This is a genomic window from Methylolobus aquaticus (assembly GCF_054172105.1).
The window spans coordinates 1-16,988 of the sequence record NZ_JBSYXP010000009.1 but is presented as its reverse complement, the minus strand read 5'-3'; the positions used below and the strand labels follow the sequence as shown (position 1 = coordinate 16,988).

20 protein-coding genes and 2 pseudogenes are annotated in these 16,988 nt (G+C 60.9%); 14 read left to right on the top strand and 8 right to left on the bottom strand.

Annotated elements, in window-relative coordinates; all coding sequences use genetic code 11:
- Positions 1–40: 40 nt before the first annotated feature.
- From ACW73L_RS13240 to ACW73L_RS13230, 3 genes are all read left to right on the top strand, one after another.
- Positions 41–847 carry an ABC transporter ATP-binding protein gene (locus tag ACW73L_RS13240; RefSeq protein ID WP_498922637.1) on the top strand — a complete coding sequence of 269 codons (807 nt, stop codon included), beginning with the start codon at positions 41–43 and terminating at the stop codon, positions 845–847.
- The gene (locus tag ACW73L_RS13235) at positions 840–2,084 is read left to right on the top strand and encodes an ABC transporter permease (protein ID WP_498922635.1); all 1,245 of its coding nucleotides are present in this window, start codon (positions 840–842) and stop codon (positions 2,082–2,084) included. The genes ACW73L_RS13240 and ACW73L_RS13235 overlap by 8 nt, the downstream gene beginning before the upstream one ends.
- Before the next feature lie 258 nt (positions 2,085–2,342).
- The gene (locus ACW73L_RS13230; protein ID WP_498922633.1) at positions 2,343–3,938 is read left to right on the top strand and encodes a GmrSD restriction endonuclease domain-containing protein; all 1,596 of its coding nucleotides are present in this window, start codon (positions 2,343–2,345) and stop codon (positions 3,936–3,938) included.
- Positions 3,939–4,376: 438 nt separating this feature from the next.
- Here ACW73L_RS13230 and ACW73L_RS13225 read toward each other — a convergent pair whose 3' ends face one another.
- Together ACW73L_RS13225 and ACW73L_RS13220 are read right to left on the bottom strand one after the other, a co-directional pair.
- A complete protein-coding gene (locus ACW73L_RS13225) occupies positions 4,377–4,715 on the bottom strand; it encodes a HepT-like ribonuclease domain-containing protein (protein WP_498922631.1) in 339 nt (112 codons plus the stop codon).
- A complete protein-coding gene (locus tag ACW73L_RS13220) occupies positions 4,712–4,930 on the bottom strand; it encodes a nucleotidyltransferase family protein (RefSeq protein ID WP_498922867.1) in 219 nt (72 codons plus the stop codon). Before ACW73L_RS13220 ends, ACW73L_RS13225 begins: the two co-directional genes overlap by 4 nt.
- A 228-nt stretch (positions 4,931–5,158) precedes the next feature.
- Here ACW73L_RS13220 and ACW73L_RS13215 point away from each other — a divergent pair, with 228 nt between their 5' ends.
- The gene (locus ACW73L_RS13215) at positions 5,159–5,281 is read left to right on the top strand and encodes a hypothetical protein (protein WP_498922629.1); all 123 of its coding nucleotides are present in this window, start codon (positions 5,159–5,161) and stop codon (positions 5,279–5,281) included.
- A gap of 125 nt (positions 5,282–5,406) precedes the next feature.
- On the opposite strand, the gene ACW73L_RS13210 is transcribed toward ACW73L_RS13215, so the two are convergent.
- Entirely contained in the window at positions 5,407–5,670 is a 264-nt protein-coding gene (locus ACW73L_RS13210; protein ID WP_498922627.1) for a Txe/YoeB family addiction module toxin, read from the bottom strand.
- Positions 5,667–5,909 (bottom strand): type II toxin-antitoxin system Phd/YefM family antitoxin, encoded by a 243-nt coding sequence (locus ACW73L_RS13205; protein WP_498922866.1) that lies wholly within the window; start codon positions 5,907–5,909, stop codon positions 5,667–5,669. Before ACW73L_RS13205 ends, ACW73L_RS13210 begins: the two co-directional genes overlap by 4 nt.
- 171 nt (positions 5,910–6,080) lie before the next feature.
- Here ACW73L_RS13205 and ACW73L_RS13200 point away from each other — a divergent pair, with 171 nt between their 5' ends.
- The 4 genes from ACW73L_RS13200 (at position 6,081) to ACW73L_RS13185 (ending at position 8,072) form a co-directional block, all read left to right on the top strand.
- A complete protein-coding gene (locus ACW73L_RS13200) occupies positions 6,081–6,788 on the top strand; it encodes a transposase (protein WP_498922625.1) in 708 nt (235 codons plus the stop codon).
- Positions 6,789–7,082: 294 nt separating this feature from the next.
- Positions 7,083–7,307, top strand: coding sequence for a DUF433 domain-containing protein (locus ACW73L_RS13195; protein ID WP_498922624.1), 225 nt, complete (start codon positions 7,083–7,085; stop codon positions 7,305–7,307).
- 35 nt (positions 7,308–7,342) lie between these two features.
- Entirely contained in the window at positions 7,343–7,483 is a 141-nt protein-coding gene (locus ACW73L_RS13190; RefSeq protein ID WP_498922864.1) for a DUF5615 family PIN-like protein, read from the top strand.
- A 154-nt stretch (positions 7,484–7,637) separates the two neighbouring features.
- Positions 7,638–8,072, top strand: a complete 435-nt coding sequence (locus ACW73L_RS13185) for a hypothetical protein (RefSeq protein WP_498922622.1) — start codon at positions 7,638–7,640, stop codon at positions 8,070–8,072.
- A 657-nt stretch (positions 8,073–8,729) separates the two neighbouring features.
- On the opposite strand, the pseudogene ACW73L_RS13180 reads toward ACW73L_RS13185, so the two are convergent.
- The 3 genes and pseudogenes from ACW73L_RS13180 to ACW73L_RS13170 all read right to left on the bottom strand — a co-directional run.
- A pseudogene (locus ACW73L_RS13180) lies at positions 8,730–8,915 on the bottom strand (transposase domain-containing protein); the annotation flags it as partial.
- Positions 8,885–9,580, bottom strand: a complete 696-nt coding sequence (locus ACW73L_RS13175; RefSeq protein WP_498922621.1) for an IS110 family transposase — start codon at positions 9,578–9,580, stop codon at positions 8,885–8,887. The pseudogene ACW73L_RS13180 and the gene ACW73L_RS13175, both read right to left, overlap by 31 nt.
- 253 nt (positions 9,581–9,833) lie before the next feature.
- On the bottom strand, positions 9,834–10,427 hold the full coding sequence (locus ACW73L_RS13170) for a hypothetical protein (RefSeq protein WP_498922619.1): 594 nt from the start codon (positions 10,425–10,427) through the stop codon (positions 9,834–9,836).
- Between the two features lie 768 nt (positions 10,428–11,195).
- Between ACW73L_RS13170 and ACW73L_RS13165 the strand changes: the two genes are divergently transcribed.
- The 6 genes from ACW73L_RS13165 (at position 11,196) to ACW73L_RS13140 (ending at position 16,370) form a co-directional block, all read left to right on the top strand.
- A complete protein-coding gene (locus ACW73L_RS13165; protein ID WP_498922618.1) occupies positions 11,196–12,767 on the top strand; it encodes a formylglycine-generating enzyme family protein in 1,572 nt (523 codons plus the stop codon).
- A gap of 8 nt (positions 12,768–12,775) precedes the next feature.
- Complete coding sequence (locus tag ACW73L_RS13160; protein WP_498922616.1) at positions 12,776–13,558, top strand: YMGG-like glycine zipper-containing protein; 783 nt, start codon at positions 12,776–12,778, stop codon at positions 13,556–13,558.
- Positions 13,559–13,589: 31 nt separating this feature from the next.
- On the top strand, positions 13,590–14,057 hold the full coding sequence (locus tag ACW73L_RS13155; RefSeq protein ID WP_498922615.1) for a hypothetical protein: 468 nt from the start codon (positions 13,590–13,592) through the stop codon (positions 14,055–14,057).
- A gap of 24 nt (positions 14,058–14,081) precedes the next feature.
- On the top strand, positions 14,082–14,417 hold the full coding sequence (locus ACW73L_RS13150; RefSeq protein WP_498922614.1) for a hypothetical protein: 336 nt from the start codon (positions 14,082–14,084) through the stop codon (positions 14,415–14,417).
- Positions 14,418–14,576: 159 nt separating this feature from the next.
- Entirely contained in the window at positions 14,577–15,041 is a 465-nt protein-coding gene (locus ACW73L_RS13145; RefSeq protein WP_498922612.1) for a YbhB/YbcL family Raf kinase inhibitor-like protein, read from the top strand.
- A 12-nt stretch (positions 15,042–15,053) separates the two neighbouring features.
- Complete coding sequence (locus ACW73L_RS13140; protein ID WP_498922610.1) at positions 15,054–16,370, top strand: DUF4910 domain-containing protein; 1,317 nt, start codon at positions 15,054–15,056, stop codon at positions 16,368–16,370.
- 402 nt (positions 16,371–16,772) lie between these two features.
- On the opposite strand, the pseudogene ACW73L_RS13135 reads toward ACW73L_RS13140, so the two are convergent.
- Positions 16,773–16,988 (bottom strand): annotated as a pseudogene (locus ACW73L_RS13135) (IS256 family transposase); the annotation flags it as partial.

Genomic DNA, 16,988 nt, shown 5'->3' with positions numbered 1-16,988 from the left:
TCCGATCCCGCCGCCCCGCGTGCGGGGCGGTGAAGGGCTGATGCTGCATCTGGCCGGAGTCGAGCGACAGCGCGGCAGCGGTCCCGGCGCATTCACGCTGCGCATCGAGCATTTCTCGCTGAGCGCTGGCGCCTGCGTGGCCGTCACCGGAGCCAGCGGATCCGGCAAGAGCACCTTCCTCGATTTGCTGGGCCTGGTGCTGCGTCCAGACCGGGCAGACGTGTTCGAATTCCGTGGCCGCGACGCGACGCGCTGCGACCTCGCGGACTGGTGGCGGCGTGGCGCGGATGGCGAACTGTCGGCGTTGCGCGCCAGCGAAATCGGTTACGTGCTGCAAACCGGCGGTCTGCTGCCCTTCCTGAATGTCGCGCAGAACATCCGGGTGTCGCTGCAGTTGCTGAGACTGGGCGAGGACGGTTTCGCCGCCGAGCTGATGGGGTGGCTCGCGATCGAGCGGCTGGCGGCTAAGATGCCGCATCAGCTGTCGGTCGGGGAGCGCCAGCGCGTTGCGATCGCGCGGGCCTTCGCGCATCGGCCGCGCCTGGTGCTGGCGGATGAGCCGACCGCTGCGCTGGACCCGCCGCAGGCGCTGCGGGTGTGCCAGCGGATGGTGGAACTAGCCGCGACGCTCGGCATCGCGCTGGTCATGGTCTCGCACGATTGGGGACTCGTGCGCACGCTGGGGCTACCGGAAGCCGTGGTCGAGCCGGACGAGACGCCGGGACACAGCGGCAGTCGCCTGGCCTATGTGCCGCCGACTGGTCTGGACACGTTGCCGGTGGCGCTGGGTGCTGCGACCGCACCGGCCTCGCTCGCGGGTTCCGGTTCCGAACCCCCGAATGGCTGATCCCTTGGTACGTTCACCGACTTTCGGCCGGCAACTGCGGTGTACCGTCGCCTGGGCCTGGTACGATTGCCGGTTCGAGTGGCGCGTCACGCTGTGTCTGGCGCTGGCCGTGGCCGCGGTGCTGGCGCCGCTGCTGGTGCTGTTCGGGCTCAAGTCGGGCATCGTCGGCACGCTGACTGAGCGCCTGCAGTCGGACCCGCACGCCCGCGAGATCGTCTGGAAGTTCAATGGCCCGCTCGATGCGGCCTGGGTCGATGCGCTCGCGCAGCGTCCCGAGGTGGGCTTTCTGGTACCGAGCACGCGGTCGCTCGCCGCGACCGTGGACTTGCAAGGGCCCGGCGAAGCACTGCAGGACATCGACCTGTCGCCGACTGCGCCCGGAGATCCGCTGCTCGGCAGCGGGCAACCGGTGCCGACCGGGTTCAGCGAGGCCGCGCTGAGCCATGAAGCGGCCCGCCGCCTCGGGGTAAAGGCGGGCGATACGGTGGAGGCTGTCATCGCCCGCGTCTACCGTCAGCAGCGCCAGACACTGCGATTTCCGCTGCGCGTGGTCGCGGTACTGGACGAATCCGTATTCGCCGGCAAGATGGTACTCGCGCCGCTGGCTTTGCTCGAAGCCTGCGAAGCGTATCGCGACGGTTTAGCGGTGCCCGAACTCGGCGCGGTCGACGGCGCCACGGGTCCACGTGCCCGGCCGCCGCATGCGCGGCTGCGCTTATACGCACGCACCCTCGACGACGTGCGGGGTCTGGCGCAGGAACTGAGCGCGGCCGGTTTCGAGGTCACGACCCGCGGCCGGGAGATCGAACTGGTCGAGCAGATCGATCATGCCTTGAGTTTCCTGTTCCGGCTGATCGCCGCAGTCGGTGTGACCGGCTGCCTGCTGTCGCTGGCCGCGAGCCTGTGGGCCAACGTGATCCGGAAGCGGAGAGAACTCGCACTGCTACGCCTGATCGGCGTCCGCGAGCGGGTGCTGACCGTTTTCCCGGCGGTGCAGGCGCTGCTGATCGCCAGCGGCGGTTCGCTGCTCGCGTTCGGTATCTATGCCGTATCGGCCGAACTCATCAACCGCACATTCCAGATCGACCTCGGCCGCGACGAATTCGTCTGCCGTCTCGCCAGGCTCGATGGTCTGATGGCTGTATTACTGACCCAGTTACTGGCCGTGGCGGCGTCGATGATCGGCGCCATCGCCGTCGCGCGGGTCGATCCGGCGGATGGGTTGAGGGAGGGGTGATGGTGGGGGTGTGCTGCGGATAGAAAAACATCATTTGCCGACCAACCGCAACCCTCGATCGCATCTTTCGAGAGGTGTGGTATGTTTTCGGTGTATCGCCTTTGGGGGCAAGTCTATGTTGATCTTGCGCGATGACTTCTGTGGGGCAGGGTTCTTATCGGGGAACCTTACGGCACCGCCGGTGAGCTTTGTCGTTAGGCTTCACCAAGCCCACCATCGCGCTGCATTCACATCCACCATGACGGCGGGACCCTTTGCATGAAGGCTGATATCTCTTCGCAGCTCACTACCGACACGTCTTACTTTAGTCAGCTCGTAGCGGATATTAAGAAGGGCGAGGTCAAGATTCCGCAGTTCCAGCGAAAATTCGTCTGGAAGGATGACCAAGCACTTGATCTCTTGGACTCGGTAGCGAACGGATATCCGATTGGGAGCATTCTTCTTTGGAAGACGAAAGACAAGCTCCACGCGGCGCGAGACATCGGCATCTTTCAACTGCCAAAGACGGACGACTTAACTCCGACCAACTACGTTCTTGATGGTCAGCAGCGGTTAACGGTTATCTACTCGTGCCTGGGAGCGCCGGAGGAAGCCCCGGGATACAAGGCGGGATACGACCTTTCCGAGGACGCATTTGTTGAGATAAAGGGCGGCGCGGCCAAGCCAGACGTCTTTCCACTGCGGAAGCTTTTCAACACCACGAGCCTGTTGAACTTCCGTACCTCACTGCTAACGCTTCCGAACGCGCCCCTACTTCAGAAGAGGCTTGATGATCTGATCGCCGCCTTCACTCAGTACAAGCTACCTGTAGTCACGCTGAAGGACCTCACCATCGACGAGGTTTGCCCAATTTTCGAGCGCATCAATAGTTCCGGTACACGACTGTCAACTTACGACCTCATGGTGGCGGCGACATGGGCCGAGGACTTCGATCTCAACGAGAAAGTCAGTGCGATCCTCGCGTCCATTGAAGCCAAAGGCTATGGAGAGACAGAGCGGTCAACAATTCTCAAGTCGGTGTCTGCCGTCCAGCTGGGCTCTATTCAGGACAAGGCCCTACGGGAACTTCGCAAGCTCAGCACCGCAGAGATCGACGCTGTCGCCTCGAAAACCGAGGCAGCCCTCCAGCGCGCCGTCGACTCGCTGAGCACGCAGTTCAAAATCCACAGCTGGGACTTCTTGTCGTATGAAGCGGTGCTCATCATCGCGACCTACCTTTTCCGCGAGACTAAACACCTCTCTGCAGAGCAGTCAGCTCGCTTGCGGCAATGGTTCTGGCGCGCATCATTTGGCGAACGGTACAAGGTTGGGGGAGAGAACTTTGTATCTAAGGACCTGGAGAACGTTGCAGGCTATATCCTCGGTGGCAAAGGCGATCCTGAGCAGTTTGGCTCCGTCCCGCAACCCGGGGAATGGGGCAAGACACAGTTCAAGAGCAACGTATCCCGTTCTCGAGCCTTCATCCTTGCGCTCGCTGCAGCTGCGCCGCGGAATCTCACAAACGGAATGAATGTGGATGTCCAGTATGCTCTTTCATCCTACAACAAGAAGGAGTACCACCACGTCTATCCGCGCGCCTATCTCAAGGCCATCGGCGAAGGCGACTCATCCAACGTCCTTGGCAACATCGTGATGCTCACGTCGGCATCCAACAAGACGATCTCGGACAAACCTCCTTCCAAGTACGTACCACCCCTCTACGCATCATTGGGCGCAAACTGTGATGCCGTCTTCGCGTCGAACCTTCTTCCGGTGCCCTCTGTCTTCGACTACGGGAAAGCGACGTACATGGAGTTTCTCGCAGAGCGCGGAAAGCTCCTAACCGCCCACGTCACCAAACTCATTCTCGGCTGAAAAGAAAAAACGTGACAGACCAAGGAAAAAGGGGCCAGGCTCACATTTAAGAAAAAAAGGGGGGCAGACCACGATTTTCTTGTGGGGGGAAAGGTCAGATTCCTTCTCTCGTTCAGGGGATATTGAGGCCATAGCGGGTTGACGTGCCAGGATTGTTACCGTCGGGCAGCCGAAGAAATCGCAAGATGATCCGGAAAAGTAACCTGATCCTTTTTCCGTTGGAAAATAGCGGGAAAATAGGGGACAGACCACGGTTTTCTTGTGGGTAGGACTGCGGAAAAGGGAGGGGCGGCGCAGATTCAGCGATTAGGGAAAGGCGGGGGTCAGTTCTTGACTTTGCACATAGAACACGTCTTGCGGTCCTTTCGCATTCCCTGCCGCGATTTCTTCTGTATCTCTGAAATAGAGGCACAAGGGGCCAGACTCATTGTTCGGCGATTACGTTTCCGATTCGCGGAGCATGGCGCTGACAGCCGCTTCCAATGGCTCGAGCTGCTGCTTGATCACGCGGTCCACGGTAGCCGGGTCAATGTGACCTAAGTAGTCGTGCACGTGGATGTTGCGAAAACCACTGATTTGCTTCCAGGGGATTGCCGGGAAGCGCTGCTTCACGGCCTCCGGCAGTTGCTGGGTCGCTTCCGAGAGGGTTTGTAGGTTGCGCAGGGCGGCATCGTAGAGCACTTCGTCCTGCGAGAGATCGCCGCGGGATTCGATGCGGCGGATCCTGGCGATCGTGTCAACGATGTGCTCGGCGTAAGCCTGCCAGCGTTTGGTCACAGATCGATTGCCTCCGCCAGCACCTGGGGTCGCAGGTGGCGGTTCAATTCATGTTCCGGGATCAACTCGACGCGACGACCGGTCAGGGTCCCCAGTCGCTCGGCCAACGGCAGGCGCTGCCCGAAAAGATCATATCCAGGAGAAAAGTCGACCAGGAAGTCGACATCACTGTCGGGACGCTCCTCGCCGCAAGCGACCGAGCCGAACACGCGAATGCGGCGGCGCGCCCCAAAATTCCCGAGCCAAGTCGTGGATGGCTTCGCGTTGGGCGCGGAGGCGATCGAGCACAGTGGACATGAGAACTCCCTGGGGCAGCAGGACCGTGCACGGAAAACGTGCCCTTAGAAATCCGGGGTGAGTTGTGGCTTGGCAATGACGCGTACTTTTGTGGCGTAAAAAGGGGCCAAGCTCACCTTTCGCGTGACCTGTGCCATGTTCCACGCATGCCACGCCGTACGCGCATTCATCTGGCAGGCCTGCCGCTGCAGCTGGTGCAACGGGGCCACAAACGGGACGCCTGCTTTTTCGGCGACGATGACCGTGGGGCGGACCGGCACTTTTTCTAGCCGCAGGCCGCGAAAAGCGTTACCTCCCGCGCGGGGGCTGAATTCTCCAGAAGTCCTCCTCAGCGGAATGTCTAGGCCGCAGAAGATTCTTGGGCTTCGATCTGACCCTCCCGTTGCGTGCGACCTCAATCGTAGTGCGTCCATAGCCGCAGGATTTTTACGATGCGATCGGGTTCTATCACCTGATAAACGATCCGGTGTTGTATGTTGATGCGCCGTGAGTATGCACCCGTAAGATCGCCTACGAGCTTTTCGTAGGGGGGTGGATTCTGGAATGGATTCCGTCCAATGAGTTCCAGCAGTTCCGAGGCTTTGGCCTTCAAACCCGAAGCGGCAAGTTTCTTCGCATCCTTCTGGGCCTGTTTCGTATATACCAGTGACCAGGTCACCAATCCAGCTCTTTCGCGCATGCTTCGGGAGGGGTTGCCATACCCTCCTTGATTGATTCCCTCATTCCTGGCGTTGACAGCAGGTACAAGGTTTCGGATATGGCATTCCAATCTTCTTCCGAAACGAGTACCGCGTTGCCGCGCTTCCCGGTGATTACAATAGGCTGGTGCGTAGTCGTTGTCTCGTCGATCAGGCTGTAGAGCTTCGCTCGGGCCTCAGTTGCATTGAGAACAGTCATGTCTGGTACCTCCATGGAAAGCGTACGCTTTCCCGCGCGTCCAGGCAACACCAGCGGTTCTTGAAATAAATGGAGAGTAAATGTGCGGCCGGCCACGATTTGCTTGTCGGCAGGACTGCGGGAAAAGATGGCCGGGCTCACATTCTTCGTGACGTGTGCTGTGTTCCCCGCATGCCACGCCGGACGCGCATTCACCTCGCAGGCCTGCCGCGGCATCGGGTGCAACGGGGCCACAATCGGGAAGCCTGCTTCTTTTGCGACGATGACCGCCGGGCGTACCTGAACTGGCTGGGGGAAGAACTGTTGGGCACGGGCTGTGCCCTGCATGCGTATGTGTTGATGACCAACCATGTGCACCTGTTGCTGACGCCACCCGAGGCGGATGCGGTGCCGAAGCTAATGATCTCGCTGGGTCGTCGCTACGTGCAGTACATCAACCGCAGCTATCGGCGGGCCGGAACGCTGTGGGACAGTCGCTACAAGTCGTCGTTGGTCGTTGGTCGATGCCGACGGCTCTTGTTGTGTTGCCAGCGGTACATCGAACTCAATCCCGTGCGGGCTGGCATGATAAGCCAGCCGGGCGCGTACTTCTGGAGCAGCTTTCGCTGTCACGCCGAGGGACAGGCCGACCCTCTCGTGACGCCACACGCGGTCTACCAGGCGCTGGGTTCGGATGAGCCCAGCCGCCAGCAGGCTTACCGCGGCTTATTCCAGCTTCACTTCGATCCGGAGGCTCTGGCTGCGATCCGCCTCGGGGTGCAGCAGAGTCAGCCGGTAGGCAACCCGCGTTTCCTGGACACGATCGAGCGGATGACGGGCCAGCGACGGGGGCCGAAGCCACGCGGCCGTCCGCGCAAACCAATGCCGCCCGAGGGTTAATCGAGCCTGGCACCTTTTCCCCTTTTCCCTAGCCCGCGGTTAATGGGAACGGCCGGGAAGGGGTGGGAGCTAACGTTGTCGCGGTCACATTTCGCGAGGGGTGTGATATGGTCGGGTCACACGACCTGGCGTGAACGTTCATGGTGCTGACCTATTGCGGGGTAGCGTTGACGCAATCGAGCACCGTACCGGCTTTTCCCTGCATCCGCTGACGGTTTTCGTTCCTGGCACCTTTCCGAACTTCTGCGGGCAATGTGTACGTTGAGGACTATCATCGACCCGAGCGCACCCACGATGAATTATCGCGAAAGAATCACTATTGAGACCGGCAAGCGTGGAGGCAAGCCCTGCATTCGCGGTTTGCGTATCTCGGCGTACGACGTGCTGGAGCAACTCGCATCTGGACTAACACCGGAACAGATTATCGAGGACTTTCCAGAACTGGAAGCCGATGATATTCAGGCCACACTTGCGTTCGCGGCAGACCGCGAGCAGAGGGCACTTGCTTTGTCCGCGTGATGAAGCTGCTGCTCGACGAAAATCCGTCACGTTGAATCGTACCCTTCTCGCAACCTGATTACAGTGGGAGCACGCAGGTCGCGCTCATTGGGATGGAACAGGCGGATGATCAAGAGATCTGGTCGTATGCCCGGGACAGTGATTTCGTCATCGTCACCAAGGCTGCCGACTTCTAGGGCCTGAGTTTGTTGCATCGGGTGCCACCGAGGGTTATTTGGCCAAAAGTTGGCAACTGCAACAAGGCTGAAGTAACCCGCTTGCTATTGGAAAACGGCCACTGGATCGTGTTGCTACTCAGGCAAGAGCAGACGACGTCTCTAGAGCTTTACGATGATCTGGGATGACAAGCCTGGGGACGTTTCGCCAAGCGCGGTAGGTCGAGTAACCGATGCTGGCTGTGGAGGAATTGGTGTCCGGCCCCATTTTTCCGCCGTCGTAAAACACCACAGGAAGGTGACGTATCGGCTACTAGAACCGGTCCCGGAGTTGTCGTGCGGCGATAGTACGAGCGGCAATTTGATCGTGCAGGGCGATAACCTGGATGCGTTGAAAGCTCTGTTGCGACGCTGCGCCGGGCAGGTAAAGTGCATCTATATCGACCCGCCCTATAACACCGGCAACGAAGGCCGAGTGTACAACGACAATGTGAACAGCCCAGAGATCCGCAAGTGGCTGGGCGAAGTCGTTGGCAGGGAAGGGGAAACGCTCGACAGGCACGGCCGCTGGCTGTGCATGCTGTATCCCCCAGTTGGTGCCGTCGGGTAAACAGGTCCTATTTATCCGACTCCATCTCTGGAGTTTAAAAAACCATATGTTTCATAATTTTTATTAAATTAAACCAAAATGAACACGGATCCAGGGAGCACCCAATCTGATGTGATAATCGTTGAGCGCGGGAGCCTTCGCTCGACAATCTACCTGTGGATTGGTACAACGGTGGCGTGGCTAGCCCTAACGCTAGATAATCCAGAATTCGCGACGCTTTTCGACTCAAATTGGCCATTAGCTTGTGTTATATATTCTGGGTTTCTTGCCGTCATGTCCTTCATTGGCTACAGCAGTCGCCCACGCTTATTTATAATGCCACGCGGCTTTGCAGTCGACTACTTTCCTGTGGGTAAAAAACGTCGCCGACAGGCGTGTGCTAGGAATTGGGAGGAGATTGATGGTGAGTTCTATGTCTCGTCTATAATCTTTTTTTCGTTTGTTTGTTATAAGTTAAAGCCAGAATTCAAACCTCGATTCATTAAGAATACGAAACATTCTCCTGGATTCGATGAAATCATACCTCGCGGCTTAGCCTTGCCACCGGAAAAGGTGGCGGAGTTACTTAATTTCAACATGCAGCGCTACCGACAATTAGTCGGATAGGTGATTGATCTATCGTAAGCGCTCCACAAACCCCAGGCTGTCGGTTGGGGATCAGGTCGTGATCAAATCCGCGGGTGGGCAAGGCCAGGGGAGCAGGGCTTCGAAGTATTCGGCGGTGGTGGCGGTGGGCAAGCGGCGCAACACATGGCGCAGCCACAGGTACGGTTCGAGGCCGTTGGCTTTGGCGGTTTCGACCAGAGAGTAGATCAGTGCGCTGGCGTGGGCGCCGGCCGGGGTGGAATGGCACCGACACCCGGAATCGTGGTGAACTGCTGGTAGTCAGGCTGCGGCCTGACTACCTGTAACAACACCTCTTCCAGCAACGCCTGTTGATCTTGAATGGCCCGATAGACGAGGAGCGCGCTTTGCGCCGACAGCCGCTGGGCGGCACCCGGCACGTTCACCACGAAGTCCGCTTGCTTGAGCCGGCGCGTAGCGATCCGCTCGGCTGTCTGCCGCCAGATCTGGCTCTGCAGGCTGATCAGTTGTGCGCTCGCCGCATGCACCAACTGCATCCGGCGCCGTAACAGGTCCCGAATGGCGCGCTGCTCCTTCGGGTAGATGTGCCCGGTCGGCAAGATGCCCAACCGCATCAGGTGCGCCAGCCAATAGGCATCGTAACGGTCGTCCGTGTACTTCAACCCGGCATACTGCTGCACCGCAGTCGTGTTCACGAGTCGCATCGGATAGCCCGCCTCCTGCAGGCCGTCGACCAGCCAATACCAGTTGAAGGTCGATTCCACCGCCACCCCGACCAGTTCCGACCGATACGGGTCCAGTGTCTGCAACGTCAGCGCCACATCGTTCCCCCAACGCCGCTCCAAGATGCGTCGATCCTCGTCGTCGATCACCACCACCACGTGGTTGTTGGAATGCAGATCGATACCACAGTAAAGTGCCATGACGGCCTCCTCACGTCCTCTCTTTTGCCAGGTCAGTGGTACCGCTGACCCGAGGAGGCTGGCTAGAGGATTATCGGGTTACGTTTTTATAGCCTTCGGCCGAAGTCACGGCAAAAAGAAACGGCGGGATTCCCTACTCCGAAGAAGGGGGTCGAGCAGGGAGCGCAAGCGGTGCATCATGGTGCTGAAGAGCTGCGCCCCCTGGCCGTCATACCCCGTATCGCCCTCTTTTATTCGGCGTTTCTGACTGGGATCATCCCAATTTGGACCAGCCGCGCTGGACGGCGCTCCGAAAACCTGCATGGGATTGGTAGGCGAAGTAGCCAGCAGCCGTCAGTACGACTGCAATTATCAGCGCCGTATTCAGGTCGATGCCATGCTCTTCCGCCAGGTGGAATTTCAACTGGGCATCGTGTTTCTTGTCGCCTTCGATCAAGCTGGCGCGGGCAATGTAATCCCCAGGCTCGGTCAGGTTGATGGTGCGGGTAAACGTGCCGGTCACGAACTTCTCCGGCGGTTGATACATCACGCGGGCGCCCCCGACGGCCTTGGTGATTTCAAACTCCAGGGTCTTGTCCCTGAGCGCCTTATCCTCGAGGTCGAAAACCACCGCCACATTGCCGATCTCCGGGATCTCGGTGCAATAGGTTGCGCTACCGCTCAGTTGCGGCTGGTAGGCCGTGAAGGTCACCACATGGGAGTCCAGCAGAAGGCGACAGCCGCCCCCTGCCGCGGCACTCCCGCCTTCACCCCCGCCATCGGCCAGGACGATACTGTTGCCGAGCAGGGTCATCAGGAATACGGCCAGCATGATCGGGGGCCGTTGCATTGAGATCAGCGTTCGCATGGGAACTTCCTAGCCCGGTGGCTGTAGAGGTAAGAAAACGCGGTCCTGCACCGTGTTCTGGTTCAGGATCTCGGAGAATAACCACAGTGTTACCGGGGGTGAGAGTGAACCTAGATGGGACGTATGTCAAGCAAATGCTAATATTGAAAATACTAACGGGTCGGCGTGCTGGTTAGATCTGGCTCGTAACCGCATATCGATAATAAAAAGAACAGGGTACGGCACGCTACGTGGCAAACAGGAGCCACCGAAACTGAGCGCTCCAGTCTGCGCCGTCGGGAACCCAAAATAAGGAGGGGCAGGAAAAGAGGGTAAGTTAAACGAACTAAAAGGGGCCGGGTCCTAGTAAAGAGAAACGGATTTGGGTTACCTATTGGTAGTATTATGTCGGGTGGAAATAGCGGGTCAGGTTACTTTTCTGGTATCAGGCCGTGGCAAGACGATGTGCTCGGCGTAAGCCTGCCGGCGTCTGGTGGCAAGCGTTTCGTGCGCACGGTGCACGTTACAGCAAATGGTTCTTGGAGAAGTGCGGGGTCAGTTCCTGACTTTCCGTCTACGACACTTCGTGCTGCTCGTTCGCATTCCTTTCCGCGATTCGATCCGTGGGCGTTGGTGTTCGGCCCCGATGGTCCGCCTTCCGCTCACCGGTCCCAATGCCGCAGTGTTCGCGTCCGGAGTCGGCTCGGCACTTGATTGCCGGGCGGTCGCTCGCGATACTCGCTGTCGCGTGATGTTTACGCCGCTCCATCCGGTTCGTTGGAGATCACCATGCTTCACACGCCGCGACTCGGCGTCGCCTTGCTGCTCGCCGGTCTCTCGATCGCGCTGCCCAGCGCTGCCGCCGACTGGCCCAAGGAATATTTCAATCCGAACCCGGCCAAGGATGACGTAGTGCTGCCGCTGCCTTGTGGCGGCGCGATGGCATTCCGGAGGGTACTGATTCCGAACCAGGGGCCGCTGAACGACTACGGTATCGTCGTCGGCGGTAACGAGGACGCGGTCGATTACGCCGAGCATACGCGGCCGGCGCAGGTGGCTGGCAGCTTCGAGCAGGGATCCGCCGAGCGGTATTATCTGATCGGCAAATACGAAGTCAGCCGCGCGCAATACAGTGCCCTCGACCCGCAATGCACGCCGCCGGCCGACGAGCAGCGTCTGCCCCAGACGAAGGTCACCTGGTTCGAGGCGCTGGCCTATGCCGACCGCTACAACCAGTGGCTGTTGAAGAATGACGCCGACAAATTGCCGAAAGCCGACCAACAAGCGGGCTTTCTGCGGCTCCCGACCGAAGTGGAATGGGAGTTTGCGGCCCGCGGCGGTCTGGCGGTACCGGTGGCGCAGTTCCAGGAACGGACTTTCCCGATGACGGATGATCTCGTGCGCTATGTCTGGTTCGATGGCAGCGAGTCCGCCAACGGCAAGCCGCAGGCGATCGGTACGTTGCAGCCGAACCCGCTCGGCCTGCACGACGTGCTCGGGAACGTCGACGAGATGATGCTCGACCCGTACCGGCTGAACCGGCTCGACCGTCTGCACGGTCAGGCCGGAAGCGCAATCGTGCGGGGTGGCAATTACTTCACGCCTCGCGAGGAGATCCGCTCCGCGCAGCGGGTCGAAGTGCCGTTCTACGTCAAGGGGGAGCCGCGCCGGGCCGAGACGACCGGCTTCCGGCTCGTCGTCGTTGCACCGGTCGAGTCGTCGCGCGACCGGCTCAAGGCGATACGCGAGGCCTGGCAGAAACTGGGTACCGCAACCCCCCCGGAGAGCAAGCCAACCGTCTCGCCGGCGGTCGCCGCGCAGGCTCTGGAGAACCCGGTCGAGGAACTCGGCGCGTTGGCCGAGGCGACGCCCGATGAGAACATGAAGGCGCGGCTCAAGGGCGTGCAGAATCGCCTCAAAGTGGCAGTTCAGGAGCGCGACGATCAGCGCCGGCTGGCCGGCAAAGCCGCGCTTCGGCTGGGCGCGTTCCTGTGCCAGAAGATGGCGGCGGATGGACAGTGGGTGGACGCCAGTGGGGCGATCCTGAAACGCCGCGAGCAGGAGTTCGGCGCGGACGATGCGCGGACGAAATCCTACCGCGGGCAGTGGCAGCGCGATCAGGCAACGCTCAGGGACAATCTGCTTTATTATGCGGAGACGATTCTGGGGGCGGCGTCGATTTACGACGACGAGGTGCTGGCGAGCCAGTTCGGCGTGCTGAAGACCGAGCTGGAACTCAAGGGATACAAGGACCTGATCCGTTACGCTGACAGTTACTATCAGCAGTTGACGGGCTACCGCAAGAAGCCCGAAGTACGACAGACCCAGTGGCTGAGTCTTTGCAAAGCGATCCGAAAATAGCGCCCCGCATGCGGCGCCGTCCGGCCGTGCCGCTCGTCGAGGCCGGTGTGGGCGAGGTTAGCGGCCCTGCTGACGAGCGGCCCCACTCTGCGTTCGGCCGAGCGGTGGCGGCCCTGCTGATTCCGGCGATGCTGATTTCGGGCTGCGCGACGACGCGGCAGCCGACCGCCAATGCAACCCAGGACGAACGGCGCCTTGCTCAGCTGTCGGAAGCCTATAACGAGACACTGGCCGAGGGCTGCATCATCGGTGCGGCGGCCGGAGCCGGAATCGGTGCCGCCGCGTACTCGCGCGACCGCGGGCAAGGGGCCCTGATCGGCGGGCTGGCGGGCGCCTTGCTGGGCTGCCTTGCCGGGAACTATATGGCGAATCTGCAGAATGGTTATGCGACCGACGAGGACCGGCTCGACAAGGTGATCGCGGACCTGACCCAGGAGAACCAGACCTTGTCGGCGATGATTCCGATCGCGAGCCGGGTCGTGCTGGATAACCAGACGCGGATCGCCGAACTGGAAAAGGCCGTCGCGGCCGGTCGCATGACGCGCGTTCAGGCCGAGGCTCAGCTGCAGGACGTGGACGCCACGCGCGATCAGTTACAGGCAACCGTGACCAAGGCCAAGCAACGTCTCAACGACCAGAAACACGCGGTCGCGCTGGCCGCGCGCAACAGCCATCCGCAGCAGGTTGCGATCGCCAGTTCGGAGATCCAGAAAAAGGAGCAGCAGATCGTGACACTCGAGTCCGAACTCGACACGCTGACCAAGCTGCGCAGCGTATCGACCGTGGGGTAGCGGGGCCGTGATGCGGGGTCGAATACTGTGGATGCTGAAAGCGGCTTGCCTGGTCTTGTCGGGCTGCGCGACCACCGATTGCGATCCGGCGCACGGCGGGTTCATCCGCGGTATCGGCTGCGCGACCAGTGGCAGTTACGAGCAGCGCCAGCAGCAGAAGCAGGCGGATGTCACGCGGGTGCAGCAGACTCAGTCCGGGCTCAAGCGCGAATACGACACGCTGAATCGGCAGGGCGAACAGACCGGGGCGGAACGGCAGGCGCTCGAACAGGAGCTCGCCCAAGTGCAGGGTCAGATCGACGCGCTGAACGCCGAGCTGGCCCAATCCAACGCGGATACCGCACAGCTGCGCCAGAATCTCAAGAACCTACAGCATCAGTTGGATTTGTTGAAGGTGGACCGGATTTCGCCGAAACCCCAGGTCGACCAGCGGCGGGCCGCGTTGGACAAGCGCATCAAGGAACTGGAGCGTGAAGTCGACCTCGTGCGCAAGCGTTAGCGACCGGCAAGCGGAGTCCTGAGCATGAAACCAAGCAACGCGGTGGGTATGGGCTGCGATCGTCTTTGCGCGGGGTGGGGTGGTTCGCGCTCGGCGCCGCGAGTTGTATTCGGCCGCGCGCTGCTCGGGTTCCTGTTGACCCTGGGGCATGCCGCCAATGGCAATGCGCAGGATGCCAGCGAACTGCAGGCGCAGATCGAACGGCAGCGGGCCGAGAACCAGGCACTCAAGGACAAGATCGAGCAGTTCGAGCGGGTGCTGAAGACCGACATCTGCAAGAATCCCGATGCTGCCAAACTGCTCGACGAAGAGCCACCGGCCGCGCCGCCGCCCGAACCCGCAGCACCACCGGGCAAGTGAGTTCCGGCGCCGTTCACAGCGCTGAGTCGGGCCGGGATCATCGGTCCATCCACTCTGACGGAGGGTTTGCCCATGTCGTCCTCGTCCTTACTGCGCCCAGGGGTCGGGTTGTTGGGCCTGATGCTGTTGGGCTCGGTTCCTGCGTTCGCGAGCACTGCCATGAAACTGACTTCCACCGCTTTCGCCGATCACGCTGCCATTCCGGCTCGGCACACCTGCACCGGTAACGATGTGGCGCCCCCACTGGCGTGGGCCGATGTGCCGCCGGGTACGAAGAGCCTCGCGCTGATCGTCGATGACCCTGACGCGCCGGACCCGGCTGCGCCGAAGATGACCTGGGTGCACTGGGTGCTGTACAACCTGCCGCCGGATGCCAAAGGTCTGCCCGAAGGCGTCACTGCGACCACCTTGCCGGCAGGAACTCAAGAGGGCCTCAATGACTGGAAGCGCACCGGCTATGGCGGGCCGTGCCCGCCGATCGGGCGCCATCGCTATTTCCACAAGCTGTACGCGCTGGACATCGTGCTGCCCGACCTGAACCAGCCGACGAAGGCGCAACTCGAGCAGGCGATGCAGGGCCACATTCTCGGCGAGACCCAACTCATCGGGACCTATCAAAAGTAAGGAGCACGGGACGTGATACTGCAGGGACTGGGGAGCCCGGAAGGCTCCGAACGCGCCGCGGCAGCGGCCTGGCCGCTGATGGAGGCCTTGTACCCGATCTGCCGCAGCATCACGGGCGACGGGGTGCGCCGGACGCTGGATCTGCTCGAAGGCATGATTCCGCTGCAGCGGACCGAGGTCGCCAGCGGGACCGCGGTGTTCGACTGGGAGGTGCCGCCGGAGTGGAACATCCGGGAAGCGTACATCGAAGGCCCGGACGGTCGGCGCGTCGTCGATTTCCGCGACCACAGCCTGCATGTGCTGAATTATTCGGTACCGGTCGATTGCACCATGAGCCTGGAGGAGCTGCAGGCGCATCTTCATTCCCTGCCGGAACAACCCGACTGGATCCCGTATCGGACGTCCTACTACGACGCGCGCTGGGGATTCTGTCTGCGTCACCGTGACCGGGAAGCGCTGAAGCCGGGCAACTACCGGGTCGTCATCGATGCCGACCTGCAGCCGGGTCATCTGACCTATGCCGAATGCCTCGTGCCGGGCCAGACCGGTGAAGAGGTCATCGTCTACACCCATCTGTGCCACCCATCACTGGCCAACGACAACCTGACCGGACTTGCGGCCGCCGCGGCACTCGGGCGGGAACTGCTGAACGAAAAGCCGCGCTTGTCCTGGCGCTTTGTGTTTGGTCCCGGCACGATCGGTTCGCTGAGTTGGCTCGCGATGAATGAGGAGCATCTGGCGCGCGTTCGGGCAGGTTTCACGATCGGCCTGCTCGGCGATGCCGGTCCGCTGACCTACAAGCGCAGCCGCAGGGGAGGGCGCCTGCCCGACCGCGTCGCAGAATACGTGCTGCCGCGGATTGCGGACGATGCCCGCCTGTTCGACTTCGAACCCTACGGCTACGACGAACGTCAGTTCTGCTCGCCCGGCTTCGACCTGCCGTTCGGACGGCTGACCCGCTCGCGCAACGGCGAATATCCCGAGTACCACACCTCGGCCGACAACCTGGTGTTCATTCGCCCGGATCGCTTGGCCGGCTCGATCGCCGCGCTGGCGCGGATGTTCGCGGTCGTCGATGCAAACCGAGCGTTCCAGAACCTGAGTCCCAAGGGTGAACCGCGCCTTGGCAAACGCGGGCTCTACGGTCCGATGGGAGGCATGTCGCCAGCCGAGTTCCAATATGCGCTGCTGTGGATGCTGAGCCTATCCGACGGCGATCACGATCTGCTCGCGATCGCCCAGCGCTCGGGCCTGGCGTTCGAGACACTGGAACTGGCGGCGGGGCAGTTGGAGGGGGCTGGCCTGCTGCGGGCGCTGGGAGGGGGTTGAGCGTGGGCGTGAATTCTTTGTCGGATATCCAGTTTGATGGGCTTGAGGTAGATCTGAACAGAAGAGAATATCGGCCATAGCGGGGGACAGATCGTACTCCTGCACGCTTCCGAATGAACAAGTCGGCTCGAAAAATATCAGGAGCAACTGGTGTCAGTAGACTCTTCCTATTATGTCTATGCGTTGAAGGACCCACGTAATTCCCCAGCCTTGCCCTTCTACATCGGCAAGGGTACTGGCACCCGCTCCCATGATCATCTGGTAAAGCCAGACTCCACGCGCAAGGGGATCCGTATCCAAGAAATTCTTGCTTCAGGCGCCAATGTTCTTGTTTCTCGCTTAGTTGATTCGCTGACGAGCTATTGTCAAAAGTGGTGTTTAGGGCCGTGCTCGTGGGCTGAGTCAGGCGGCCAACACCTGCTGTTCCGGTGGGTCGTCAGTCACCGGGATACCATCTTCAAACACCACGCCGTGCAGTAAGTCCGGGATGCGTTCGGCGCCGCGAATACGCCGCCAGGATTTCGCCGCCTCCTCCATCAGTTTGAAGGCGAGGCCGAGGAACGTCGCTCGCGACAGGCAGTTCTTGGCGCGCGTGGTGCGGTGGCGGACCGTCGCGAA